This is a genomic window from Gilvimarinus japonicus (assembly GCF_042847215.1).
Lineage (GTDB): Bacteria > Pseudomonadota > Gammaproteobacteria > Pseudomonadales > Cellvibrionaceae > Gilvimarinus > Gilvimarinus japonicus.
In genome coordinates this window covers 3,058,994-3,085,538 of record NZ_AP031500.1, presented here as the reverse complement: position 1 = coordinate 3,085,538, position 26,545 = coordinate 3,058,994, and the positions used below count along the sequence as shown (strand labels likewise).

Here is a 26,545-nt window from a genome sequence, read left to right as displayed (position 1 = left end):
GAGTACGATAGCGCGCAAGAGGGGAGAAATTGCATACGTATACATAGTGAATGAATACGTATGCACAAAACGTAGGCGTTAAGGTTTGAGTTTGTAGCCGGTTCTGAAGATCCAGATAATAAGCCCGAGACAGATAGTCATAAACAGCGCAATCATGCCTAAGCTGACGCCTATGTGCACATCGGCGCTACCGTAAAAGCTCCAGCGAAATCCGCTGACCAAATACACCACCGGGTTGAGTAGGGTAATTTTTTGCCATAAATCGGGGAGCATATTAATGGAGTAAAATGTGCCGCCTAAAAAGGTTAAAGGGGTAATAACCATCATGGGGATAATCTGCAGTTGCTCAAAGCTGTTGGCCCAAAGCCCGATTAAAAATCCGAGTAAGCTAAATGTGAGAGCCGTTAATACCAAAAACAGCAACATCCACACCGGGTGCATAATCGAGTAATCGACAAACAGCCTTGCGGTGGCGAGAATAATGAGCCCTAAAATAACCGATTTAGTGGCGGCGGCGCCGACGTAACCCAAAACGATCTCGACGCCGGAAACTGGTGCCGATAACACCTCGTAAATGGTGCCGGTAAATTTAGGCATATAGATGCCGAATGAGGCGTTGGACGTGCTCTCGGTTAAAATGGTTAGCATCAATAGGCCAGGCACAATAAATGCGCCGTAGCTGATGCCGTCGATCTCGACAATGCGCGATCCAATGGCCGAGCCAAACACAATAAAGTACAGCGAGGTCGACAGTACCGGCGAGGCAATGGATTGCATTAAGGTGCGCCAGGCGCGGGCCAGCTCGTAAAAATAAATCGCTTTTACACCATAGTGATTCATGCTTTTTCCTCCACCAGTGAGACGAAAATTTCTTCCAGGGAGCTTTGGCGGGTTTGTAAATCTTGATAACTGATGCCCGCGTGCTGCAGTTGCGCCAATAGCTCGGATACGCCCGAATCCGCCTCGGCGGTGCTGTAGCGGTAGGTTAGGCTGGTGCCGTCCTCGGCAAGTTGCAAATCATCGCGGGTTAAACTGGCAGGCAATTGCGCCAGTGGCTGGCTAAGAAAAACCGTTAAGCTTTTGCGGCCCAGCTCGCGCATTAGTGCGTTTTTCTCCTCCACTAACATCAGTTTTCCTTTGTTGATTACCCCGATGCGATCGGCCATGTCTTCGGCCTCTTCGATGTAGTGAGTGGTAAGAATGATCGTTACCCCTTCTTCGCGCAAACGGCGAATCATCGCCCACATGTCGCGTCTAAGCTCGACGTCTACGCCGGCGGTGGGTTCGTCCAAAAATAAAATATTGGGCTGGTGTGCCAGCGCTTTGGCAATGAGCACCCGGCGTTTCATGCCACCCGATAACGCCATAATACGGGCGTCTTTTTTGTCCCATAGCGATAGAGTTTTAAGCAGCTGCTCGATGTAGGCGTCATCTGCGGGGCAGCCAAATAAACCGCGACTAAAACGCACGGTGTCCCACACGCTCTCAAAAATATTGACCGAGAGCTCTTGGGGCACCAAGCCTATAAGTTTACGCGCCTGACGAAAATCGCGTTGGATGTCGTGGGAATCGGCGATAATGCGGCCCGCGGTGGCTTTAACCAGGCCGCAGACAATCCCAATCAAGGTGGTTTTGCCGGCGCCATTGGGGCCCAATAAGGCAAATATCTCGCCCCGCCGGATGGATAAATTAACGTCTGTGAGTGCGGTAAAACCCGTGTCGTAGGTTTTTTCGACGCCCTCTAAGGTGAGAATATCTGACACATTATCTCCTTGTGATAAAGGTATAACAAAAACTGAGCGATAGCGGGCTACAGTATAGAGTTTATTGTGGCGGGTGTACCCGCTACGGGCGCAATCTCGTAGCGGCTAAGCACCGGCAGCAAAGTGGCGGCCTGCTCGTTCAGGTGGGCCCGGTAATCGCGATTAAAACGACGCCAAAGTTGTGCCACTGTGGGCGCCGGAACACAGCTGCGCGCCTGGCCCAGTGTCTCGCTGTGGGCGGCGCACTCCAGTCTATCTAGCGCCGAGGCGAACTTTAAGTGGCGGTCCTCTAAGCGGTTGGCCAGCACTGGGTCGTACTCGTGCAAAAACGGGTAGTAAGTCTCGTATTGGCGGGCGGCAAACTGGCGCAGTTGCCAGACACAGATATTAACGCCGGTTTGCACGCGTCGCGCATCGCTTGTGCCAGTTTGCGTTAACAGCTCAGTCAGCTCGCGCAGGTATGCTGTTATCGGCCGGTTTCGGCGCGTGGCACCTGGGTAGGGGCGCGCAGCTGGTTGGCAGACAAACATAGTGAATCCTCCCTGTAATAATGATTTACCGCCGTAGCTTGGTGCCCGGTGGTATGCAAAAGTGCTTAGGGTGCCTCTGTTATCCAGGGGCATTCGTGTTTTCAAACTTGTCGAGCGGGTGCGGGGGTATTCGACACCGGTGGATTAAAATTGCATGCTAAGGGGTATATACGACAGTTTTTGACGTATAGCTCGGCTAGCATGAGTCGCAGTACAGGTATTTATGTATCTTTACGTCGATGGTTTGCTGGTTGGTCGCTGGACTCGCTGTGACACCGCTAAGGAGGCCCGATGGCCAATACCGCAACACGCTTGTTAAACCTGATAATGCTGCTGCAGCGCGAGCCCAACACCCCGGCCTCGCGCTTAGCCGAGGCGCTGGACGTCTCGGTGCGCACCGTACAGCGTTACATCACGATGCTTGAGGAGATGGGTGTACCAGTGTACGCCGAGCGCGGCTCTCAGGGCGGTTACTCGCTGGTGCGTGGCTATCGTATGCCGCCGTTGGTGTTGTCGCCGGAAGAGGCGGTGGCGGTATCTTTGGGCACCTCGGTGATCTCGGGGTTGTGGGGTAACCTGTTTCGAACCACGGCACAGAGCGCCATGAGCAAAATCGCCAATGTTTTGCCTGAAGAGCAGCTACGCGAGGTGCGCTGGGCGCAAGACAGTCTGTTAACCCGTGGTTTGCCACGCGCTAACCCAGGTGTTAACGAGCCATCATTGGAGGCGCTCTACCAAGCCAGTCGGCGCAACCAGCAGCTGGATATTGTCTATCAGGGGCGTGGCCGCGCTCAGGCACAAACCCGCCGTATCGACCCGTACGCACTGATTTACAGTTGGGGCCAGCAGTACTGCGTGGCCTACTGCCATTTGCGCGGCGCCATGCGCTCGTTTCGGGTCGATAGGATACTCTCGCTGCAACTTCTTGAATCGCATTTTGATAAGCCTGCCGACTTTGATCCGAGCTTGTATTTAAGCCAGGACGCCGACGACCGCCCCATGACTCGGGTGAGCTTGTTGTTCTGTGCCGAGTACGCAGACTTAGCGCGGGATTACGCCTGCTGCTGGGACACCATGGAAACCCGCGATGATGGCAGTTTAGTGGTCGAGTACAGTACCGCCGATTTAGACATGGCCCGTTGCCGGGTAATGAGCTTTGCCCCCAAGGCACAAGTGCTGGGGCCGCCCGAGTTGATCGAGAAAATACAACAGACGGCGCAGGCGGTGCTGGCCCAGTACCCACTGCCGCCAGAGGAGAGTGCCGATACATCACTAACTGTAAACGCGGCGCCACCGCCGACTAAAGTGAGCCGCCTAAATAGTTAACGCATATTACGAATAAAAAACACGGCCCTAACTGCCCAATATGTGTGCTAGTAAATGGTAAAAAACAGTATGGAGAAACGCCGGCTCCGAGTGCAGGTGTTAATGCGTTAACGCCGCGCATTTTTTTGCTGCGGTTTTTATCTAAAGTAAAGTGGGGTTGGGTGCAAACAGCTCGATGAGGTAGTTTTTAGCTCTGCCACGCGACGCCAAGAAAGCAGAGGGTTGCTTTCCTGGCATCAAGTTTGAGGTTATATAGTGACATCGATGATGTTACATCGACTCGTGCGATACCAGTCTAAAACTATCAAAGACAGCCGTTGCATTTGCCGGTGGCGCGCCCTGAAACTCTAGCGCGAAGTCGTCGATACGCAATTCGTAAATTTTGCGATCGTCGCTCGACATCTCGTTGGGAACACCAGGATTATGCTCTGGGGCTAATTCGCGCGCATCGTATTCAGCGTATACCCGTACCGAACCATTACTGCCGCTATTAAAGCTTAAGCTGGCTTGGTAATAGTTATCTTCTGCCGACTCGGGTGCGCCGCCATTTTTCAACGTATCGTAATCAACCGATTTACTTGCAATAGTGCTTGCACCGGCTTCATCTTTTACGCCGAAGGTAACGGAAGAGTCGTAGCCATCTTTCACCAGAAGGTACACGGACAACGTGTGTTCGGTGTTAGGGGCCAAGCCGTCTACCACCTGATACAGCCCCGGCGTGCTGCCACTGTCGGCGGCGTAGCGATACCCGATTTTGGCCGAGCCACTCGAATCGTCGCTGGAGGCGTTGTTGCTTGAGTCACCCACGTCACCTAAACCTTGTGTTTCTTTGTCGTCGCCAGAATTTTCAATAATGCTCCAGCCATTGTCCACATCATCATCGAAGTTGGTGTTTTCAATGTCGACCGAGATCGTGGCTGTCTCGGGCAGGCGGCCAAAAATAGTCGCGGATGTGTTTGCGCCCGAGTTAAAGCTTAAGGTTCTAAATTCAAACTCACTAGAGTCTTCTGTTTTATCGAATTGAGTGCCGTCGTCGAGCGTGACGGCCAGCTGGCCGAGGCCTAAAACAAAAGCGGACAAGGTGTAGTTGGTGTTCTCTGCAAGCGTTACCTCTTGACTGAACCAGCCGTTGCCCTCGGCCTTTGCGGAGCTGCCGCGAGAGAAAGTCTCAGCGTCGTCAGTGGTTACGCTCGCCGGCGCGATAAAGTCCCAGCTGCTCGCGGCACTATCAAAGTCGTGATTGGCAATGGGCACCTTAACGACATAGCCTTTGCTTTTGGGGGGAGTATAGCTTTTGGGCCCTACCATCTCTGATGTAAGCGGGAAGCTTGTGGCCGCGTCGCTTGATGGGTGATCGGCGCCGGCGAGTGTTGTGCCCGCGCGTGCCTGTCCATCCATATCAGAGCTAACCGCTGCAAAGTTGCCGGTATCGGCGGCAACAGCATCCAGGTTGGGGCTGTTTGCGCTGGGGCGCCACAAGCCATCGGCGCCTTTTTCGAGCTGGGCATCGACCTCGGTAATACCGGCAACGCTGGTTAGGCCGCTGTCATCCGAAAACCCATCGGTGCCATAAACAATATTGCCGGCAATAACACTAGAGCCGCCGGGCATGCCATCGGCGGCCTGAGTAATAATGGGGCCAATCGCGTTGTCGATAATGTTGTTGACTAAAAAAACATCCCGCGGATTGTTGGATTTTTTGCCGCCATCCACATTAAGGCTGTTGACGCTATCGACTACCGTGTTATGGGCCACTAACACGTTTTCCAGTTGCTGGTAGCCGCTGTCACTGGGGCTTGAATCTGAACCCATTAATACGATGCCGCCGTGATGGGTGGTGTTTTTATAACGGGCACCCTCGATGTAGTTGTTGGTGACGGTGTGGCCGCCATCGATAATCCGCAAGCCGCCGGCAAAGGGATGATCATCGCCAAATATAAAGTTATTGGTGATAGTGGTGTTGGCACCGTGACGGGTAGTAATGGAGCCGTAACTGTCGCGAATGGTGTTGTGCACAATGCTGTTATTGCCAGCTTTGTTAGAGATTACCTCGGCTTCGCCTTCGATGCGTTCAAAATAATTATGCGCCACCACCGAGAAGGAATCGCCTGTGTGGCTGGTGCTTAAACCGATGCGCACGGCCTCGTATTCGTTGTCGCCGCTGTCGGCGTAGGCTTTGCCTTCGGTGGGCGCGCGGTCGCCAAAGTAGTTGTGGTCAATTTTGGCGTAGTCAATTTGCGCGCTGGTAGGGTCGGTGCCGTCGGGGATCCAGCGGTCTACCACTAATAGTGCTCCGCGCGATGTCTTGCCGGCAAACCAGTTGTGATCGATACGGGTGTAGGCGCCGTAATCGTATACCCATTTGCTGGTGTCATCGCCGTCTACGTTCATATCGATAATAGAGACTTCGGTAATGCGACAGTGGTTGCAAAGCTCGCCACTGCCCAAGCGGGTGGAAATTAATTCGCTGCTGCCGGGCGCGCCATCTTTAAAAATAAAGCCTTGCAGTACCGCGTAAGAGCCACCCATTTTGACTCTAATCTCTCCTGAAACTGTTACCGCACCTGGGTTTTCGGCGGCAATGGTGATGGGGCTGTCAGCGGTGCCATTGCCGCCAAAGGCAAGCTCTAAGCCGGAGTAGTTACCATCGGCAAGGCAGAGGGTGGTGCCAGCTGTCATGGCGGTGTTGGCAGCGTCTTCTAATTCGGAGGCGGATGTAAACACTTGGCTGCAATTAACCTCAGGCACAGAATCTTCATAGCTAAAATCACCGGCAATCGGAGCAGTGCCCGACACAACCGAAGACGATGAGCTAGATGAAGACTCATCCGAAGATGAGGTAGAGGAGACCGTTGACGATGAGCTGGAAGAAACAACGGAAGATGAGCTGGATGAAATAATTGAAGAACTAGAAGACGTAACCGGAGGTGAGTCAGAGTCGGAGCCTCCGCACCCGCTTAAGATCAGCGTAGTAGCAACCATACAACTTGGCACAAGTTTCATAGGTGTCATTCCTTTTTAGTGATTTATATTTATTAAATGTTAGAAAGATAATGTGCCGCGCCGGCTTTTATTATTAAAAAATGGCGTTGCCGGTGTGGCCTCGATGCATTGCTGGGAAAGCGTTTGCTATTTCCGTTAGCACTTATTTTTTTGTGTAAAAAAACGAGCCCCTTGCGAGGCTCGTGCTAAAGCTGTCATCGAGATGACAGAGATGAGGACTCCAACGACTTCGCTCTCAAAATACGGCGCAGAGTGCGCCTGATGGCACTCTCCAGCTTAAGGCCTGTAGTTTGACTGAATTCGTTCTGTAGTAAATCTAATATTACATTTTATGTCAACCCAATGATTGTCCAGATTGTAGTCCAGTTTTTACTTTTTTATGTAAGCGTATGAATTAAAAGCAGTAATTGTGGTTCTGGATGAGCGTTGTTTATGTGTTTTTAATGTATATCTGAAATTTTTCGATTATTTATGCGTCAATTTGGTTGACCAAAATTAATTTTGGAGAGCGGGGGAGATGAGGTTTAAGTGGCGGGGAGGGCGCAGTCAGGCGCTTTTCGGTAGGCGCTTTTACAGCTGACCGGTACACCTAAGCACTTACTGTAAAAAACAAAAGCCTAGGCGCAGTCCGTTGTCAAACACACAGGGGGTAACTTTTATGGCTCCCCCTGTTTTGTCATTGTCGCGCGAGCTTTTCTTCGCGCTCACGCAACTCGGGCGTGAGTGCGCCACCAAAATCGTCAGCGCTAAAAATAGGCCGAATATCAACACAGTAGTGCTCGTTATCGGGGTTGGGGATTTGCGCGGCCCAATCGCACGCGGCGTCCAAGCTGGGTAAGCGCCATACCCAGTAACCGGAGATGGTGTCTTCGGTGAGGGCAAAGGGGCCGTGCTCAATATGGCGGCCGGCAGCGCTAAAGTGCACCCGCGCCGAGCGCGAACTTGGGTGTAGGCCGTTGCCCGACACCAACACACCGGCTTCGCTGAGGCGCTGATTAAAATCGCCCATCGCTTGCAATAATGGCGTACTGGGCATAACGCCTGCTTCAGTATTGGCGTTGGCTTTTATGATGATAAAAAACTCCATGGCATAACTCCTTTGTTAGGTTGTCTAACCAGTCGTTTGGCAATGGGTGGTTTCGACAATGCGTAAAACTTTTAATCTAGCTGCAGTTGCCGAACGGGCCGAACTTCAATACTGCCTACCCGTGCCGGAGGAATACCCTGGGCGATGCGCAGCGCCTCGTTTAAATCCCGCGCGTCAATCATATAAAAGCCGGCCAGCTGTTCTTTGGTTTCGGCAAAGGGGCCGTCGGTTATTTGTACCTCGCCGCCGCGCACGCGCACCGTGGTAGCAGTGGCAACCGGCGCTAATGCGTCGCCGGCCAATAATTGCCCTTTATCGAGCAGCGACTGGGCGTAGGCGGCGCACTCAGGGTCTTTGGGGCTATCGGGTAAGCCGTGTAGGTCGGTTTCATCGCTGTATACCAAACAAATGTATTTCATAAGGAAACCTTTTTATGCATATGATTAAGTGTGGACAACGTTATAGTCGGGTGGCCGTGGTGTTAATCGACAGGGGAGGATTTTTTTCACACTCGCCTAAACGCTTCTGTAAAAAAGCTTGCTCGGGCTCTTGAGCCGTCAGGCTAAGCGCTAGGCGATAAGCGCGGGCTGCCTCAGCAAAACGCTCTAAGCGCCGAAGTAAATCGGCCTGGGCGGCGAAGGCGGGGTAGTATTGGTCGAGGTCGCCGCCCGCGAGCAAGGCGTTAAGCTCGGTAAGAGCGATGTCTGGCCCATCACGATAGGACAGTGCAACGACTCGGTTAAGGGCGACAACCGGTGAGTATTGCTGGTGCAGCAGTAGGTCGTATAGACCGACAATTTCGGCCCAATCGGTCTCAGCCCAGCAAGGGGCATCGGCGTGAACCGCCGAGATGGCAGCCTGCAGGGTATAGGTGCCGGCAGGCCCGGCGGTTAATGCCTCGCGCACCCGCTGGCAACCTTCGTTGATGGCGGCGCGATCCCAAAGCTCGCGGTTTTGCGACTCTAGCGGAATGATATCGCCTGCGTTATTGGTGCGGGCATTGCTGCGAGAATGATTCAACAGCATTAACGCCAATAGCCCGTTGACATCTGGGTTGGGTAGTAACTCGTGCAGTAATCGGGCTAAGCGAATCGCTTCGTCGGCGAGTGAGGTGCGAGTGGCGTGCTTACCAGAGCTGGCGCTATAGCCCTCATTAAAAACGAGGTAAATCACTTGTAGCACTGAGTGTAAGCGTTCACTTAGTTCGCTGGGGCCAGGTACCTCGTAGGGAATGTTGGCTGTGCGGATTTTGCGCTTGGCCCGCACAATACGCTGCGCGATGGTGGCCGGTTTACAGAGGTAAGCGCTGGCGATCTCTTCGGTGTTTAAGTCGCAGATCTCACGCAAGGTCAGTGCGGTGCGGGCCTCCGGGCTTAGGCTGGGGTGGCAGCAGGTAAAAATCAGGCGCAAGCGATCGTCGGGAATTCGGTCGTCATCGGTGAGTGGCTCGGGGGCGTCTGTGTCACACAGCGCGGCCATTTCATCGCTTAGCTGGCCAAAACGCTGTTGGCGGCGAATATGGTCGATTGCCTTAAAGCGTCCGGTAGATACTAGCCAGGCGCGCGGATTGGCGGGTATGCCGCAAGCGGGCCACTGCGTCAATGCGGCGGCAAAGGCGTCGTGGAGCGCTTCCTCGGCCAGCTCAAAGTCACGCAATAGACGAATCAATGTGGCTAATACCCGGCGCGACTCGCTCAGATAAAGATTGTGAATTTCGCGCTCGATAAGCTCATTCTGGGTCATTAAGTGGTCTACCTTTGAGGTATTGTGTACTCACATCAATACTGAGTACATCCAATTGGCCGATAGCGCCGTAACTGTAACAAATGCCGTTTTTTGGCGTCTCAGTATTTATTCACTCTATTCTATGAGCTTAAACAACAGGATACCGCTGCTATGTTGATTCAACGTCCGCCCCGTATACCAACCAGCGAGATCACGCCAGAGCCCATTTACCAAGCGCGCCGGCAGTTTATGCGCCAAAGTTTGGCGCTGGGTAGCGCAGCGGTTGCGGCGGGCAGTGTGGCCGGTGCTGTGGCAAAGCCCTCGTTTGTGGCTGACGCTGATGTCGCAAGCCCCGCTTGGCTGAGCCAAAAAATCGCCGGCGCGGCGGCGGATACCTCCGAGGTAAACGATAAACTAACGCCCTACAAACACGTCACCACCTACAATAATTTTTATGAGTTTGGTTACAATAAAGACGATCCAGCCAAACACAGCGACACCTTAAAGCCGCACCCATGGAAGGTGGAGGTTGCCGGTGAAGCGGGTAAAACCGGATCATTTAACTTAGAAGACATTCTTAGCAAAGTCGAGCTGCAAGAGCGAGTGTACCGGTTGCGTTGTGTAGAGGCTTGGTCCATGGTTATTCCCTGGGTCGGCTTTGAGCTGGGCTCGCTGTTAAAGCAGTTTAATCCGACGAGCCGCGCTAAGTATGTGGCGTTTACCACATTAAAAGACACCGAGCAGATGCCGGCGCAGGGCAGTGCCTTTGGCACCATCGATTGGCCCTATGTTGAAGGCTTAACCATGGCTGAGGCGATGCACCCGCTGACCTTATTGGCGGTGGGTTTATACGGCAAAGCGTTGCCCAATCAAAATGGCGCGCCACTGCGTTTGGTAGTGCCTTGGAAATACGGTTTTAAAAGTATTAAGTCGATTGTCAAAATAGAATTCACTGAAGAGCAGCCGCCTACCAGTTGGAATATTTCGGCGCCGCGCGAGTATGGGTTTTACGCCAACGTTAATCCTAAAGTGGATCATCCTCGTTGGTCACAAGCTACCGAGCGGCGTTTGCCCAGTGGATTGTTTAGCCCCAATATTATCGACACTCAAATGTTTAATGGCTATGACGAAGTGGCCTCGCTGTATAAAGGCTTAGACCTACGTAAGAACTTCTAACGAGTAGGTCTTAGCTATCAATCCGAGTAACAATTAAGGGGAAAACATGCCTCCCATTCTCTGGCGGCGAGTTATCATACTGTTATTGGGACTTGCGCCCTTTGCGTGGATTAGCTATGCCACGGTGACTCAGCAGCTGGGGGCCGACCCCGCTAAAACCATCGTGTTGTTTACTGGCGAGTGGACCATTTACAGCTTGTTTTTTACTCTGTCGGTCTCGCCGTTGGTGCGCTTTTTAAAGTGGCGCTGGCTGATGCCCCACCGACGTATGTTGGGGCTCTTTGCCTTGTTTTACGCCTTGTGCCACCTGTTTAGCTACTTGGTGTTTATTCTGGGGCTCGACATGTCGCGCTTTTTTTCTGAGCTTGCGAAGCGTCCCTATATTACCGCTGGTGCGCCCGCTATTTTAATTTTGATCGCCCTAGGGGTGACGTCTACGCAAGGCATGATGCGCCGGCTGGGTAAAAACTGGCAGCGGTTGCATAAGCTTGTCTATTTGGCGCTTTTTTTAGGTTGGATTCACGTGCTATGGCAAGTGCGCTCCAGCTACTTTGATGCTGTTTTGTATGGCGTTATTACGGCTGCTTTGCTGGGTATTCGCGCTTACTGGCGCTGGCAACAACTGCAAAAGCGTCGCGCCAAAGCGGCCATGATGAACAAGTCACACACATAACATTAATCGCAATCGATTACTGCATGAGCAGCGCAGGCCGCTTTGGGACGAGTTGGCGTGAGTTGCAAAAAATAGCGGTTGGAGGCATCCTACCGCTATAAATAAAATAATGCCCAAATGCACGATACCCGCCCAGAGGGATTTTAAGCGGTCACCTTAACAGGATAATCATAACTCAGTATCTACGCCCCCATAGTAAGGGTGGTGGTTTCTGCGTACGGGTGTTTTCGATGCATTTTTTTCTGGAATGGCTTAACCGAGCCCATTTTAATTTTTACGATCTACTTCTTATCATGATCATTGTGCAGTGCACGATGTTCAGCTCGCTCCTGGTGTGCCGGCGCGCACCGGGTTTGAGTCATACGCTTTTGTCGGCTTTTATTGCCTCGCTGGCGCTGGGCCAAATTGTCTTTTTGCTGACCTATAACCCCGCTATTTTTAACCGCTTAAATCCGGTGATTGGCGATACAGGCTACGGCTTATTGGCGCTTACGTTTTACCTGCACGGGCCTTTGTTGTATCACTATGTGCGGGCGCTAACCGCCGAGCAATACCCATGGTGTTGGCAGTATGCGGTGCCGGGTGTGGTTTGTGTGGTGCTAGTCGTCATCGATCCGTTGCACTACTCGGCTGTTTTACAACAGATGTTTTGGCGGCCGTTTGTGTTGGTGGGGGTGGTCGGTTTTTTGCTGTCCGTATGCTACGGCGTTGCGACCCTAGCGTATATTCGCCAGTATTCACAAAGACTCAGAGATCGCTTTTGTACCATCGATACGATGGAGTACGGCTGGCTTAGGGTGATGAGCTGGGGCTTTGTCGTGGTGTGGGTGATAGAGGTGTTACCACCGTTTTTTTACCCGTGGGCCCCCTGGTGGCTGCAGCAGTGGGTAACGCACTTGCCGGGGTTGTTGGAGCTCATGTTGGTGTGTTTTGTGGTGTTTTCGGGGCTGTTTTATGCGCGCTTTACGCGGGTTATCTCGGAGCCGAAAGCCGTGGCTGGTGCAGATGAGTGTAACGAGACGTTGGCGGAGCAAATTCGCGAGCGCATGGTAAATGAGCAGCTTTACGCTCAGCCGCGATTAAATGTTGAGCGCTTGGCGACACAGTTGGGCTTGCCCGCCCGTCAGCTGTCGCACATTATCAATCGCCATTTTAATAAAAACTTTTACGAATTTATTAACGATTACCGCATTGCCGAAGTGAAAATACGCTTGGGCAGCGAGCAATGGCGCGATCGTTCTGTTCAGGAAATTTACGAGTCTGTTGGGTTTCGCTCGCGCTCGTCATTTTTTACGTTGTTTCGTAAACAAGTGGGGGTGACGCCCAGTCAGTATCGTGATCAGGCCGGATAATGGCGCCTAGCTCATCTTTGCTGGGTTCGTCTGCTGCTAAGGCGAACCTCGAACCGCGTTTTTTACGCGGGTCAAAGTCGTAACTTAGGTTTGCCGCTGTCGTTTAATGTTGTCACCACGCCACCGCCGATAACGCTGCAGCCCGCCAACGGTGGGCGCTAGCGCGTTAGAGTTTGTGTATGCGTAGCGCAAACGAACTCGCCGATAATACGCCTGACGTACTCAAGTGCACGGGTGCGTTTGCCACGCTCTAGCAACGCAAGCTAGAACTTGTTCCCCAGGATTATGCGCGTTTTTATAGCCTACCGATTGGTCTTTGTTTGTTGACCGATTGACAGTCACCTTATAAATGACAATAAAAGGTAGAGTTCACATGAATAGATACTGGAAAGCTATGGGTCGCCGGAGCCTGGCATTGAGCGTCGCGCTCAGCGCCGGTCAAGCGTTCGCCGTAAGTGGTACCTTGGTGCCGGACGACGGCGTTATGCTGTCGGTGGGACAAGATATTGAGAGCATCGGAGAGTATGTGTCGGCGGTCGGCACGCAGCCGGCCGGTGTTACCAATTACGTGGGTATTGCCAATTTAGATGGTCTGAACAATAACGCTGACGCCGGTGCGGGGCGCAATAATGTTGCCGAATTGGCAGCGACTTACCCCGACCGCGCGCTGGTGGTGGGTGTGTCCATGAACGGCGTGATCGACCAAGTCGCGGCGGGCAATTACAACGCCAATATCGATACGCTGCTGAACACTTTGGGCGGCTATAATCGCCCGGTATATTTGCGCTGGGCGTACGAGGTCGATGGCCCCTGGAACAATCACAACCCCGCCGCCGTTAAATCCACCTTTGAATACGTCCACAACCGTATTGAACAGCTGGGATTTGACGATCGCATCGCCCTGGTGTGGCAAACCGCTACTTACTGCCCCGTGCCGATTAACCCCGATGAATGGTATCCGGGTGATGATGTGGTCGACTGGGTGGGTATCTCGTACTTTGCGCCACAAGATTGTAACTGGGCCGAGGTGCGCAAAGTTGCCGATTTTGCCGTGACTCACAATAAGCCCTTGTTTATAAACGAGTCGACCCCGCAGCGTTACAAAACGGGCGCGCTAACCTATTCACCTGATGCCGCCTTTGGCAGCAATGCCGTGAATAAGTCGGCGGACCAAATCTGGAACGAGTGGTACCAGCCCTACTTTGATTTTATTGCCGAATACTCGAGCGGTAGCAAAGATGTATTGCGCGGTATTACTTACATCAACGCCAATTGGGATGCGCAGCCGCGCTGGAACCCTAACGACGGCGTATTTGGCCCCGAAGGTTACTGGGGCGACAGCCGTGTTCAGGCCAATAACACTATTTTAACTCGCTGGGAAAACGCCACCGACGGCAGCGACTTTATTCGCGCCGGTGCCAGTTTGTTTGATGATTTAAACTTTGGCGATCAGAGCTCAAGCAATCCGCAAGATCCGGATGTAAACCTCGTTGCGCAAAATGGCGAGGTGATTGCCGGCGATAGCTTTAGTGTCGACGTGAGCGCGAGCGATGCCGATGGCAGTGTGGTGTCGGTAAGCTTGTATCTGACCGCACCGGGCGCCAGCGAAGTATTGGTCGGTACCGAGCAAAGCGCGAGCGCGAGCTTTAACGTGACTACCAGTGCGGTGGGCAGTTATGGGTTGCGCGCGGTGGCCACCGACAACGACGGCAATACCGATGAAGCGTCCGTTACTAAATCGGTAGTCGCTGACAATAACGGCGGTGGCAATCCCACGCCGAGTGAAGAGTTTGGTATTCTCTATATCGACGACAGCACGCTGCAGCTGTTTCATCAGGATAACCCAGACTGGGAAGCTGGATTTGCCTACCTGTGTTTAGACTCTTACTGTTTATCGGCCACTCGCGCCGAGGGCCTTTTTACTCGCAACTTTAGCGGCACACTAGGCCAGACGTACAGCATTGAGTTTAAAGTACAGGATAATGAAACCGGCCAGTACACGGTGCAAGATCAGGCAACTTTTACTCAGACGAACAGTGGTTCGGGCACTGGCGCGCCCAGCAACACAGCCCCGAGCGTTGCCGCAAATGCCGTGGCAGGCGTTGTCGTTGAAGGTGGCATTGTCTCAGTTGATGTCAACGCAAATGATAGCGATGGCAGCGTTGCGACCGTAGCCTTGTATGTGAGTGCGCCCGGCGCCGAGGAGGCTTTGGTCGGTCAAGTGGCAGGTAATCTTCATACTTTTGATGTGGTTGCCAGTACTGCTGGTAACTATCAGTTTAGGGCGGTTGCCACCGATAACGAAGGTGCCACGGCCGAAACCACCATCAGTAAAACCGTGGTGCAAGACAGCGGCGCTAATGCTACGCCAACAAGCTTAACCCTTGAGGCTGAGTCCGCTACTGTATTTGGCGGCGCACAGTTGTACCCAGACTCTGCCGCAAGTGGCGGGCAGGGGGTAGCCTATATAAGCAACAATGGCGCCGGTCTACGCATTGCGAGTGCGCCAGCGGCTGATAGCGTTAGCATCACTTACGCCTCGGAGCAGTCCGGTAATATAACGTTGCGTGTTAATGGCGTCGATGTGTCGGTGCCGTTTACCAGTACTGGCTCGTGGGTAGGCAACTACAACACTGTCTCGCTCAATACCCAGGTCCCAGAAGGTGCGACTGTAGAGTTGCGTTACCAAAACGGTAATGCCGCGATGAACGTCGACTTGTTAAACTTTACCTTACACGGCGGCAGTGGCAATCCAGTTGCCAACCAAGCGCCGAGCGTTAGCCTAAATAACATCGCGCCCGCCATGGTAGGTGACACGGTAAACCTGACGGCCAATGCCTCGGACAGCGATGGCACGATCAGTGAGGTTGCACTGTATGCTACTGTGCCCGGCGCTAGTGAAACACTTGTTAGCACAAAAGCCAATGCACCTTTCGGTTTTAGCGTTACCGTTGATCAAGCCGGTACCTGGCAGTTCCGTGTTGCGGCAACAGACGACGATGGCGCTACGGCGACAGCGAATACCAGTGTGCAAGTGAGTGACGAGCCCGTGCTCGAAGGTACTGTTGGTATTACCTCACCTGCAAACGGCGCAAGTTTTACCGAAGCTGATGCGGTAACCCTTAGCTTTAACGTTAATAATTGGCCAGTGGCGCAAAACGATAGCCATGTGCACTATTTTATTAACGGCGAAGATCAGGGCCCCCTCTACAGCGCAGCCGACGTTATGATTGCTGATTTAGCCATTGGCACCCATACGCTAGCGGTTGAGTTAGCCGAGGCCGATCACACTTTAACCGGTGTGCGTGATCAAGTTAGCATCCAGGTAACGGCAATGGATGATGGCAGTAGCAATGGCGGCGACGAGCCATTTGGCGTCAGCGGTGCAACCTTGTGGTTTGCAGTGCAAGACAGCTGGCCCGACTCAGGCACTTTTTATCTGTGTCGCGACTTAGAGGCTGATTGCTACACGGCGAGCTTAAACGGTGATCGCTACGAGCACACGTTTGCCAACTTACCCAGCGGTAATTTTACGGCGCAGTTAAAAGTGCCGGGCTTTAGCAGCGACCAGTTTCCGCGTTACGATTACAGCACCGGCGGTGCGACCGGTGGTGACAATGGCGGGAATACCGGAGGTAATGATGGTGGCGGTGACCCCGGTGGTAATATCGACCCTGACTCGCCATATGCGCACCTCGACTGGACCAGCAACTCGCTGACCGACGGCGAAATAGGGCCGCCACCGCGAGCTAATCCTATATACGCGCTGGCCACCCCCGAGAACGGTCACCCACCCACGAGTCACGGCTTTGCCTTTGACATTGACGGCGATCAGTTAACCTGGCGTTGGGGGCAGTACATTATTAAGCAGACCGGTGATTCGGGCCTGGAAATGCACTGCTCGGATGATGGTGACTTAAGCTTTAAAAAAGTGGCGGTCACGGGCGGCACAGCGACCATCCCGTGTAGTGGTGATTACAACTACTATTTTCGTTACTTGCACCCTAACGCCCTTAACGACAACCCGGCCACTCAGTGGATTTGGACCGGTTTGTTTACCACCCAAGGCGCGCGGGTAAACCCGTACAACTACGAGCCATTTGTCGATGGTTCATCTAACTGGATGCGCTTTCGTCACCCCATTACCCAAGACGGCACCACCGCGGCGGTACTGGATGCACATCACAACAATGATCGTTTGCGCAACTTGGATCGCTACACAATCTGGGCCGAAGATACCCCGGGTGATGTACACCTAGGTTTTGGTTTAAACGGCAGTATTTTGCGTAATGAATCTATGCGCAACACCGCTGGCGGCCCCAATGGTCAACAGTTTTTTGCCTTAACGCAAAACCCCGGTTTTGATTCGGCTTACAGTTATGGCCAGGTGATTAGCTTTGAGGTGACGGCGGTTGCCGGTGCCACCGGTGCGCAAACCTACAATGACTTCTCGCACTATGTGGTGGGTTGTGGCTGGTGTGGTAAGTATGGTGATCCGCGTTTGAATCCCGCCGGTAAAGCCGGTACCAGTCAGGTATTTTCTGACTCGGGCGGTTATATTGATCTTGAGCACAACGCCATCTTTACTCAGCCTATGGTGACCTTGCACAAAGAAGATATGGTGGATGACTTTATCTTAGGGCATCACTTGTTTCATGGTATTGATCCCAACAAACTGGGCTCGCATTTGTTTAACGATCCCGATGCGCAAATCGGCAACAACACCTGTGGTAACTGTCACTTCCGCGATGGCCGGGGTACCGAGCCGGTTAACGTGCCGGGTAAAGGAATGCGCTTACCGCCACCGGTGTACGGTGTAAAATTGCTTGAGGCCATCGAAGGTCGTGAGGCGGGCTTTAACTGGGAGGGTTCGGAGCCTACCGTAGCCGATCAGGTTAAATCAGCGCTGGTGGTAGACCATGGTGTTGATCCGGCCGAGATGCCGCCGCGCTTGCTTGAGCTGTTAACCACCTACGTCGAGGTACTAACAGTACCGGCGCGGGACCCCGGTACTTACAGCGACCCAGCCGTAAGCGAAGGCGAAGTCTTGTTCACCGATATTGGTTGCGCCAGTTGCCACACGCCGGTGCAGCACACCCGTGCCGGTGCGCCGACACACTTGCGAAACCTGACCATTCGCCCCTACACCGATATGCAAACTTGGGACTTGGGCGAGGGCGAGTTCCGTACTGCACCTTTGTGGGGGATCGGGCAAAACATCCACCTGCTAGAGCGCAACGGTCACGACATGCTGTATATGCACGACGGCGCTTCCACCAGTGTGGCGGACGCCATTGGCCGGCACGGTGGTGATGCACAAAGCGCTACCAGTGCTTACAATAACTTAACTGCCAGCCAGCAGCAGGCGGTGCAAGCCTTTGTTAAAACGCTGTAAGTTTACGGCATAGGTTCTTGCTAAAAAGCCCGGTTTTTACCGGGCTTTTTTTATGCCGGTTGTTTAGCCGGTCACACGCTCGCCTAAATTGAGGCAATTACGCTTGATTTTTTCTATGTTAACGATAACACTGTAGGTGTTTTCGGATGATCAGAGCGCCAAAGTCACTTTTACCGGTGCTGTAGGTACCTTCACCATGGATGAACACAATAATAACGCCTTGCCCGCACTGCCCGTGGGCTGGGCACTTAGGTGATTTAGAGCCATGTTGTTACAAACGTTAAACCAGCCATTGTTTAATCTCTACGATTTTATTTTGTGGATGACGGCCCTACAGGGGCTGATTTTTGCGGTGTTGTTGCAGTGCCGGCGTGAGAAAACGGCCAGCCATCACTTGTTGACTTTGTTTGTCGCCTCAATCGGTTTGGGCCAGCTGGCGTTCTTTATAACTTACAACCCGTACTTATCGGGTTTTTTGAGTCATGCTGGCCAGTGGAGCTTTGCGTTGCCGGCGCTGGTGTTTTACCTACAAGGGCCATTGTTGTACCACTACTTACGGGCCTTGACGTTTGGTCGTTATCAATATCATCACCGTGATCTAATACCCGTGGTGGTGTGGCTGCTCGCGACCCTATTTGCGTTGAGTGTATGGGGCCCCTGGTGGGAGACTTTGTTGTGGCGCCCCTATGTTTTGATCGGCTCCGTGGGGTTTATGGTTTCTACCGCTTATGGTGTAGCGAGTATTTTGGCCATCGCTCGTTACTCCGAGCGGTTAAAAGACCGGTTTTGTACCGTCGAGAGTTTAGATTTTCGCTGGTTAAAAATATTCGCGTGGGGTTTTTTGGCTATTTGGGTCATGGAGGTGTTGCCGCCTTTTACCTACCCATTTGCGCCGTGGTATCTGCAAGAGGTGGTTACCCACCTGCCCAGTTTTGTCGAGCTATTAATGGTGAGCTTTGTGATTGTGGCGGGCCTTATGAACTCGCGCAATATTGAGAAGGTAAGTGAAGTGCCCGAGTGGCCCAACGAGCGCGACGAAACAAGCAGTGCCCCTTCTGGCGAGACATTGCGCGAGCTTGATCAACGCATGCGAGACGAAGCGCTCTATGCGCGGCCCCGCCTTAATATTGAGCGTTTAGCCCAGCAGTTGAATATGCCGCCCCGGCATTTATCCCACGTTATTAATCACTATTTTCATAAAAACTTTTTTGAATTCATCAATGATTACCGTCTCGAGCAGACTTGTGTGCGTTTACGCTCGCCGGGCTGGGCCGATAAATCGGTGCAAGATATTTATGAGTCGGTGGGTTTTCGCTCTAAGTCGTCGTTCTTTACGTTGTTTCGAAAATACGCCGACATGACACCCAACCAGTACCGCGAACAGGGTGCAAAAGAAAAGGCTTCGCAATAAATTTAATGCTACCGATTGACTGACTTTTACCCGCTGCAATTGTTGCGACCTGCAGTGCGGGCGTGTATTGCTGCTGGGTTCGAGCTTGTCAAAGTTCGACTTTCTGGGTTTTTTAATAGGCGTAACGCAAACTCGAACTTGTCTAGGCATAGTGGGGGCGATAGCGTCGTAGCTCAAGCACTCGAACCGGACGGACCCGTAACGAGCTGGCCAATAACAATAACGGGACTGTGATTATGTCGAAACAAATACCTTTTAAGCCGGCGATTATCGCCGGCGCCGTTACGCTGATAAGCAGCGCTATAGCCGCCCAGGCGGCCCCTATTGACGTTAGCCTTAACTCTGCCGGTGAGCTTTTGCTCGAATACACATTCGATGAGCAAAAAAGCGGAGGCATGTGGTTATCGGCCTACGAGAACGGCCAGTGGTCGTTTACCACCATAACCGGGGCGACTGAAACCGGCTTGGCTGGCGGTCAGTGGCGCTACCTGTATCAATCTGATTTACAGTGCGACAGTGGCGATGAGTTCTCGCTGCGCGTACAGGGTAATTACAGCCAGGTCGATTGGTTGCCGGGGCCGACTGCAGATGATTTTTACGAGGTAAGCTGTGCGACGTTGGGCAGCAGCGGTGCGTCCAGCTCCAGCAGCTCGGCGGCCAGTTCAGAGTCATCGTCAAGCAGCAGCTCATCCATTAGCCCGCCGGCCCATGCTCCTGTGGTTAACGCAAGCGCGAGCGATGCGCAGGTGCAATTAAGCTGGAGCTCCGTCTCTGGCGCTACGGCTTACCGCGTTGAGTATGGTTACGCCACTGGCGCCTTACAAGACAGTCAGAGCACCGACCAGACAGCGCTGACAGTGACCGGTTTGGACAACGGCTTTGACTACGACTTTGTGGTCGTGGCGGTAAATTCAAGGGGCGAAAATGCCTCTGCTCGTATCACGGCGACTCCCGAAGCGCCAGCCGCAGAGCCGGAGTCACCCGCAGTGGGCGGTTACGCCTTTGGTTTGCAAAGCGATGGTACCCTTTACCATATTGATGGCGGCCAGACCGGTGCTTGGGCTTATCTGTGTTTGAACAGCGATTGCCGTCAGGCAGTTTTAAATGGCAACCGCTATCAATACACATTTAGCAATGTAACGCCCGGCCAAAGCTACGATTTGCAGTTTAAAGTACAGGACGACGCATCGAGTCAGTGCATTGCTGACGCCAGCGGTATTGCGCCGGGTAACGGCGTCACCAGCTCACCTTGCGGATCGGGGAATGCCAGCGGTAATGATACCGGCGGTGGTGACAACTCCGGTGGAGACGACAATTCTGGCGGAGGTGACAGTTCGGGCGGCGGTGATAATGGTAGCGGTGCCGATAATGGTTTTGGCGGCGCCGGTGGGGTACGCGTTGAAAACGGTGTGGTGATTGCCAACGTTGCCGAGCGCTATCGGGTGCGTCATGAACTATCGGGCAATGACTTTAACAACTTTAATATCGAATACTGGCGCGCGCGTTACGGCGCGCTAGAGTTGCGCGATTACACTCGCCCTGAGGCAGCCAGTCAGCGTCAAGCTGCCTGCGGCACGTCAGACCCTTGCGTGGTGGTTCGTTTAGACAGCGCGGTACCATTAGCGATGAGCGATGCCTCGGGCAATGGTAAAGATTGTAACCAGCAGTCGCCCAACTTTAGGTATCACAAATTTTACGGCGACGAGACCAATTTTTATTACGGCTACGTCATGGACTTAATTATGCCCGATGGCTCGATCTTGGCCGCCTGTAACGCGACTCAAGCGCAGCGCGCCGCAGCGACATCGTGGCAGGCGGTGATGCGCCCGGATCAAAACATCCCGCGCCCCTTTGCTCAAGGAGCGCAGGTTGAATTTGAAGTGACCATAAACTTTGATCGCGCCCAGGTGACTGGTGACAACGTGAATTACTACGGTCAGACCTTCAAATATGTTTTGGGCGAAGGGTTTGTGGTGAATAACCAAGATCCGGCGATTGGTCCGGTTGCTGTTAACGATGCATTTGCCAAGTTGGGTGGTGATACTACAGTGCCGCACTTATCTGAAACCGGCGGCAATCAGCGTCGTTTCTCGTTTATGCAACACGCTTACAATATGAATCCTTCGAACATTCAAAATTGGTTACAAGGGCGTCGCCTGTTTCATACCAACTTTGTGAATGGTAATCATATCGAGCAGTTTATGCCGGGGCCGCAAGCTATCGGCGGCAACTTGCCCTTTCCGGAAATGGCTGGTAAAGCCAGTGATCCAGTGCAGTCGAGCTGTACCGAGTGCCATACCAATAACAGTGTCGGACAAATGCAAACGGGAGCCGATGTTGTGCCGCCTAAAATGATTGGCCTGGGACTACTCGAGGCAATTTCGGATTCGCAAATCGAGGCCTGGGCGCAAGAAAATGGTGGCACGGTGAGCCGTATTACCCTTGATGGTGTCGAGCAAATAGGCCGCTTTGGTTGGCGCGCTGAAGCTGTTAGTGTCGAGCACCAAGTGGCTAAGGCGCTACACGATGATATTGGCGTGGGCACTCATGTGGCCGAGTTTGGCCCTTCAGAGCTTTCGGCAGACCACTTGCATGATTTGGTGACTTATTCCTCGCTCCTCGCGGTACCTGTACCCCGCGCAAATCTAGCGGGTTCACAAGGTCTGGCCGAGTTCGAAAGCCTAGGGTGTGCAGCTTGCCACCAACCGACGGTTACGACCGGCAGCGATACGGCTTTTCCCGAGCTTGCCAATCAAACCATTCACCCGTTTACCGACTTATTGTTACATGATTTAGGTGAAGGTGAATTCCGTACCGCACCCTTGTGGGGATTGGGTTTATCCGGTTATATCGCCAACGGCAGTGCTAGCAGTTTAAACCTGATGCACGATGGTGTGGCCAGCTCTATTGACGAGGCAGTGCAGCGTCACAATGGTGATGGCGCCGATGCCAAAACGGCTTATAACAATGCATCGTCATCAGCGCGTCAGGCAATAGATAGGTTCTTAATGAATTTATAAAAAAGAGCTGACAGAGACATAAAATATGGCGCCAATTGGCGCCATATTTTTTACTGTACAATTATATGCAAACATATTAGTGACTGATTGTGCTGGGTGACTGAAAAGCTTAATTGGCTACCTCAATACCAATGCAACCCGCCGATTTTATGCGCGGCCGCTCTGTCGTTTTATACGCAAACTCTCAAGCTGACAGGTTGGGAAAAACGAATTACCCATGGGTTGGGGCGCAGCTCACACTTTAGATGAGAAAAGGTAGGGCAGTACGTATAGATACCGAGACCAAAAAGATAGTCATCATCAGAATTACGATAAAAGCAATAAATTGTGGGCATCGGCGAGCGCTCAAAGCTTTTTTGCTAGGCCAGATGAGTTGCACCATGATGGTAGGGAGTACGCGTGGAATATAGAGTGGGGCCGTAGCGATAGTTTGCACGAGCACGGCAACCTATATAACCCTTTTGGGTAGTCTAGACTTGTCGATGAGCCTAGCCCGGCTCTATCGATTCCTGCAAGTTCTGGATTTTTATAGCTTATCTGGCTGCGACGACAGCTAAAACCTCAGTAGCGCAGCAGGTGATGTGGGATTATTGTCTTACAATACCCAAAGAGCTATTTGTCGAGTGAGTGCCGAGAGACATAAGCACAGATATTCTTTTGGGTTTATCGAGCAGGTCACTGCCCGTATCACATTAGTAGCGATGGCCGCTAACCAAAGGCCTCCCACCAAGGGAGGCCTTTTTGCGTTAGAACCGGTAGGTATAACCCAGGCTAACAGTGCGGCCGCGGCCGGCAAAGTATCGCTCGTTATTAGTTTGTGCTTGCGAGTAGTAGGTAATGTACTCTTCGTTGGTTAGGTTTTGCACGCTGGCTTGCAGTTGGCCGTTACCCACCATCCAAGTGGCGGTGATATCGAGCAAGGTGTAACCATCAAAGTCGGCGTAGCTTTCGCCCACGGCGTTTTGGTAATCGCGGTCGAGTAAGTTGCTGGCTTGCACTCGTGTGTCAAAATCTGAGGTCCACTGTTGTGACCAAAACAGGTTGATGCGCTCGGGCGAAATATTAGTGGCATCCAAGTCGGTATCCACCGAGCCATCGGCATCTGAGTCGTACTCGCCGGTGGGGTTAGAGTAGGCGATACCAACGCTTGAGTCGCTAGTGAATGACCAGGTGGCGCTGGCTTCAATACCGTCGATTTCGGTTTTCTCGCGTTTTACATCAAATATGCCATCGGCGTTCATGGCTAGGCGCGAGCCGTAATCGGAGTCGGATTGGTAGTAACTTACCTCTAAGTTTAAGTTGCCTGCGTCGTATTCGATACCCAGTTCGCGGTTATCGGTAACGATGGGCACTAAGTTTAAGAAGGACTCAACCGATTGGTTTGGCTCGTTAATGCCGCGCAGTACTCGGCCAACGTCGGGCATAGATGACCCTTCAGAGACGTTACCAAAAATACGTAGAGCATCGGTGATTTCGTAGGTAAAGCCAAGGTTGTATAGCGTCTCGTTAAACGAAGGTGAGCCTCCCTCGACAAACTGGCTGCCATAACTGTAAAGCGTGGTGAAATCGTCTACGTCCAGCTTGGAGCTTTCATAGCGCAAACCACCAGTGACCACTAAGTGGTCGACGCCGGTAAATTCTAGTTGGGCGTAGGGCGCAATGTTTTTGTAGTTGGTGGGCGGTACCCAAGCGCGCCCGCTTTGCACCAGCACCTGCTGCGTTTCATCTTGTAAGGCATCAAACCCCCACACCACGTTAACGGGCGCGCCGGCGATTTTGTCGCGGGCCATAGTGAGTTTAAAGCCCACTTTCTCAGATTCATTTTGCGACTGGTCATAAAAGTTGTCGCCGTACGCGGGGTCATAAAAAGTACCAAACGTACCGCCGCCGAAGGTAGCGGCAAAATCTTGGTAAAATAATTGAGCGTGTACGCTGTGGCCCCACAGCTCGTCTTTACGATAATCCAAACTCACCGTAGTGACATCGTTGGTCGGTGCTTTGCCGGGTACCGTGCCGGGCTCGGAAGAGGTCGGAATACCGTTGGCAACGTCGCCGGCTACCGTGATCCAGTCGCCGTTGCCCTCGATGTTAAAGTTGTTCACCATCAAATGCAGCGATTGGCCGTCGCCGCGGTAGCCGGTTTTTAAAAAGAAATCGCGGCTTTCGCTGTCCATGGTGTCGCCCTGAGTGGTGTCCACCCCGATGATGTCACCATTGGCATCGGTAAAAATACCACTGTCGCGCACACTGGCACTGAAGGCGAGGTCCCAGCGGCCAAACGCATCGGCAAAGCTGTAACCCAGGCCAGTGCTTAGGGCGTCGGAATCGTAATCGGTGGGTGCATTGACGTCTATATGAAACGATTGCTCGCGACTTTCTACCGGTTTTTTCGTGATTAAGTTAATAATACCGCCCGAGGCGCCCATGCCGTGTACGGCGTTGGCGCCGTGGATCACCTCAATACGTTCGATCATCGCCGGGTCTAGGGTCAAGCCATCGCGCGAGCCGTCGCGCAGGGGGTTAGATTGCGGTACGCCATCAATTAGGTACAGCGGGCTGCGTCCGCGCAAGGTCTCGCCCGAGCCAGTCATTTTTTGCCGGCTGGGGGTAAACCCCGGTACTAAGTTACCCAGTACGGTCGATAAGTCGTAACTCACCGCCAACTGCTGGTCTAGCGCGATTTTGTTAATCACTGTCACGGTGTTGGGGATCGAGCTGATGGGCTTAGCGGTACGCGAGGCCGTGACGATCATCTCCTCCAGCTGTGGCTCGTTGTCCGCCTGCTGGGCAAAGGCGAGCGTGCTTAGGCTGGCAAGCGTTAGCAGCGGGACGAGTTGGTGGCGAGTGTGTATCATCGAAAACCTCGAATAAGTGAGTTAAAATAAGGATGCAGATGATAGTGTTTCTCATTATAATTGACAACCCAAATCGCCAATGTTGTAGCCTAATCGCCCACCATTCACTGTAAAGCTGGCAAAAGATAATAGTTGATGAAAAAGCCCACGTTATTGGCCCTACACCGTTATATAGGCTTATTGGCCGGCGTATTCTTTGTGATTACCGCGCTTACTGGCGTGATACTTATTTATAAACAGTCACTGCTGTTGGCGTATTACCCAGCGTTGGCGGCGCAAGACCACGCCACGTTACCTAATGACGCGGCGATTACCACTGTGCTAGAGCAGCTGGGGCGCGCCCAAGACCCGGCCGTGCGCCGGGTGCGTATGCCCACAGATGACTGGCCCTTTTATGCAGTGAGTTACCGCGACGGCGCTTATCATTACTTAAGCGCGACTGGCGAGGTATTGGTGCGCTCTGAGGCTCAGTTTGACCCGATTGCCTTTATTTTTGATTTGCACGCTCATTGGTTGGGGGGGCACACCGGTGAGCGTATCAGCGGCTATGTTCATTTGGCGGTATTGGTGCTGTTAATCACCGGTATTTATGCTTGGTGGCCGCGACGTTGGCGCAAGGCGCTGCATTTTGCCGTGAAAGGCAGCGCTATAAAAATCCATTACAGTTGGCACCGTACTCTGGGGGCCCTGAGCGCGTTACTACTGATTGTGGCGGTGGCTACCGGGGTGATGATGGTGTTTTATACCGAGGTACGCAGTGTGCTGGTGGCGACTTTGGGCGGCGAGCCACCAAGCGTCGAACGCACTGTGACGGGAGAGGGGCCCTGGCAAAGTTGGCCCGATTTGTACGCGGCTATTGCTAATACCTTGCCCGAGGGGCAATTGCGTTCGGTGAGTTTTCCGGCCGAGCCGAACCAGGCGATCAGCGCGCGCAAGCGTATGCCCGGCGAATGGCATCAACACGGTCGCAGCTTTGTTTACGTTAACCCATACACCGCTGAGGCTTACGCTCAATCGGACGCCCGTGACGCGGGGCTGGGGTTGGCACTGATGCAAAAAGTGTATCCGCTGCATTCCGCTGCGGTAGGCGGGCCCCTCTATTGGGTGGCGCTGAGCGTAGGCTCGGGCGCGGTGCTTATTTTGTTTGTCACCGGGGTGTATGTGTGGTGGTGGCGCCGTAAGCACCGTTAGGTTGCTGGATAAACTGCTGGCGTGTATTTCCCTTCCAT

At 53.0% G+C, this 26,545-nt stretch carries 17 protein-coding genes; 9 read left to right on the top strand and 8 right to left on the bottom strand.

Going from position 1 to position 26,545, the window contains the following annotated elements:
• Nucleotides 1-78: 78 nt before the first annotated feature.
• From ACGHAD_RS13105 to ACGHAD_RS13095, 3 genes are read right to left on the bottom strand one after another with little or no spacing between them, the layout of a single operon-like run.
• Nucleotides 79-840, bottom strand: coding sequence for an ABC transporter permease (locus tag ACGHAD_RS13105; protein WP_339615994.1), 762 nt, complete (start codon nt 838-840; stop codon nt 79-81).
• Nucleotides 837-1,763 carry an ABC transporter ATP-binding protein gene (locus ACGHAD_RS13100; protein WP_382418287.1) on the bottom strand — a complete coding sequence of 309 codons (927 nt, stop codon included), beginning with the start codon at nt 1,761-1,763 and terminating at the stop codon, nt 837-839. Before ACGHAD_RS13100 ends, ACGHAD_RS13105 begins: the two co-directional genes overlap by 4 nt.
• A gap of 47 nt (nt 1,764-1,810) precedes the next feature.
• Nucleotides 1,811-2,293: a hypothetical protein gene (locus tag ACGHAD_RS13095; protein ID WP_382418289.1), complete on the bottom strand. Its 483-nt coding sequence runs from the start codon at nt 2,291-2,293 to the stop codon at nt 1,811-1,813.
• A gap of 291 nt (nt 2,294-2,584) precedes the next feature.
• On the opposite strand from ACGHAD_RS13095, the gene ACGHAD_RS13090 reads away from it, so the two are divergent.
• Nucleotides 2,585-3,619 carry a helix-turn-helix transcriptional regulator gene (locus tag ACGHAD_RS13090; RefSeq protein ID WP_382418291.1) on the top strand — a complete coding sequence of 345 codons (1,035 nt, stop codon included), beginning with the start codon at nt 2,585-2,587 and terminating at the stop codon, nt 3,617-3,619.
• Nucleotides 3,620-3,889: 270 nt separating this feature from the next.
• Here ACGHAD_RS13090 and ACGHAD_RS13085 read toward each other — a convergent pair whose 3' ends face one another.
• Nucleotides 3,890-6,415, bottom strand: coding sequence for a polysaccharide lyase 6 family protein (locus tag ACGHAD_RS13085; RefSeq protein ID WP_382418293.1), 2,526 nt, complete (start codon nt 6,413-6,415; stop codon nt 3,890-3,892).
• On the opposite strand from ACGHAD_RS13085, the gene ACGHAD_RS13080 reads away from it, so the two are divergent.
• Nucleotides 6,405-6,641 (top strand): hypothetical protein, encoded by a 237-nt coding sequence (locus ACGHAD_RS13080; RefSeq protein ID WP_382418295.1) that lies wholly within the window; start codon nt 6,405-6,407, stop codon nt 6,639-6,641. The two genes, ACGHAD_RS13085 and ACGHAD_RS13080, sit on opposite strands and share 11 nt — an antisense overlap.
• Nucleotides 6,642-7,298: 657 nt before the next feature.
• On the opposite strand, the gene ACGHAD_RS13075 is transcribed toward ACGHAD_RS13080, so the two are convergent.
• From ACGHAD_RS13075 to ACGHAD_RS13065, 3 genes are all read right to left on the bottom strand, one after another.
• Entirely contained in the window at nt 7,299-7,709 is a 411-nt protein-coding gene (locus ACGHAD_RS13075) for a YciI family protein (RefSeq protein ID WP_382418297.1), read from the bottom strand.
• Between the two features lie 71 nt (nt 7,710-7,780).
• Nucleotides 7,781-8,128 (bottom strand): YciI family protein, encoded by a 348-nt coding sequence (locus tag ACGHAD_RS13070; RefSeq protein ID WP_339616001.1) that lies wholly within the window; start codon nt 8,126-8,128, stop codon nt 7,781-7,783.
• A 40-nt stretch (nt 8,129-8,168) separates the two neighbouring features.
• Nucleotides 8,169-9,452: an RNA polymerase sigma factor gene (locus ACGHAD_RS13065; protein ID WP_382418299.1), complete on the bottom strand. Its 1,284-nt coding sequence runs from the start codon at nt 9,450-9,452 to the stop codon at nt 8,169-8,171.
• 153 nt (nt 9,453-9,605) lie between these two features.
• On the opposite strand from ACGHAD_RS13065, the gene msrP reads away from it, so the two are divergent.
• The 6 genes from msrP (at nt 9,606) to ACGHAD_RS13035 (ending at nt 22,461) form a co-directional block, all read left to right on the top strand.
• Nucleotides 9,606-10,610 carry a protein-methionine-sulfoxide reductase catalytic subunit MsrP gene (gene msrP / locus ACGHAD_RS13060; protein WP_339616003.1) on the top strand — a complete coding sequence of 335 codons (1,005 nt, stop codon included), beginning with the start codon at nt 9,606-9,608 and terminating at the stop codon, nt 10,608-10,610.
• A gap of 46 nt (nt 10,611-10,656) precedes the next feature.
• Entirely contained in the window at nt 10,657-11,283 is a 627-nt protein-coding gene (locus ACGHAD_RS13055; protein ID WP_382418302.1) for a sulfite oxidase heme-binding subunit YedZ, read from the top strand.
• 353 nt (nt 11,284-11,636) lie between these two features.
• Nucleotides 11,637-12,635, top strand: coding sequence for a helix-turn-helix domain-containing protein (locus ACGHAD_RS13050; RefSeq protein ID WP_382418303.1), 999 nt, complete (start codon nt 11,637-11,639; stop codon nt 12,633-12,635).
• 373 nt (nt 12,636-13,008) lie between these two features.
• Nucleotides 13,009-18,030 carry a family 31 carbohydrate-binding protein gene (locus tag ACGHAD_RS13045; protein ID WP_382418305.1) on the top strand — a complete coding sequence of 1,674 codons (5,022 nt, stop codon included), beginning with the start codon at nt 13,009-13,011 and terminating at the stop codon, nt 18,028-18,030.
• Between the two features lie 265 nt (nt 18,031-18,295).
• Complete coding sequence (locus ACGHAD_RS13040) at nt 18,296-19,441, top strand: helix-turn-helix domain-containing protein (protein ID WP_382418307.1); 1,146 nt, start codon at nt 18,296-18,298, stop codon at nt 19,439-19,441.
• 236 nt (nt 19,442-19,677) lie between these two features.
• Nucleotides 19,678-22,461, top strand: a complete 2,784-nt coding sequence (locus tag ACGHAD_RS13035) for a di-heme oxidoredictase family protein (RefSeq protein WP_382418309.1) — start codon at nt 19,678-19,680, stop codon at nt 22,459-22,461.
• A gap of 746 nt (nt 22,462-23,207) precedes the next feature.
• Here the strand turns inward: ACGHAD_RS13035 and ACGHAD_RS13030 are convergent.
• The gene (locus ACGHAD_RS13030) at nt 23,208-25,316 is read right to left on the bottom strand and encodes a TonB-dependent receptor (RefSeq protein ID WP_339616009.1); all 2,109 of its coding nucleotides are present in this window, start codon (nt 25,314-25,316) and stop codon (nt 23,208-23,210) included.
• A 135-nt stretch (nt 25,317-25,451) separates the two neighbouring features.
• Between ACGHAD_RS13030 and ACGHAD_RS13025 the strand changes: the two genes are divergently transcribed.
• Entirely contained in the window at nt 25,452-26,507 is a 1,056-nt protein-coding gene (locus ACGHAD_RS13025; RefSeq protein WP_339616010.1) for a PepSY-associated TM helix domain-containing protein, read from the top strand.
• Nucleotides 26,508-26,545 lie beyond the last annotated feature (38 nt).